Here is a 287-nt window from a genome sequence, read left to right on the forward strand (position 1 = left end):
TTGCAGGCCCAGGCTGATCAGTTGCGCCACCAGTCGGCGCTTGGCGGTTTCGACTTTGCGCCAGCGTTCGGGGTTTTCCGCAACGGAAAGATCAGGGATGGTGCGGTTCAGGCTACAGGCCACGCACAACGGCGCGGTGCTGTGGGCAGGAATCAGCCAGTTGCACGCGGCCGGTGAATCGAGGTTGGCGCAGCGCCGGAAAGCGCCGGCATCGAGATTGTCGTCGGCCAGCCACGTACCGACCACCGGCCCAGGTTGCAGGGACGACAGGCGGCTTTGCTGCGGCT

The 287-nt window shown here is 65.5% G+C and carries 1 protein-coding gene; it reads right to left on the minus strand.

Features of this window, described 5'->3' with window-relative positions:
* Positions 1-287, minus strand: a 287-nt coding sequence (locus AAEZ05_RS28185) for a zinc-ribbon domain-containing protein (RefSeq protein WP_350649849.1), incomplete at both ends; no start/stop codon positions are given.

Source organism: Pseudomonas sp. HY13-MNA-CIBAN-0226 (assembly GCF_040310305.1).
GTDB lineage: Bacteria > Pseudomonadota > Gammaproteobacteria > Pseudomonadales > Pseudomonadaceae > Aquipseudomonas > Aquipseudomonas gregormendelii.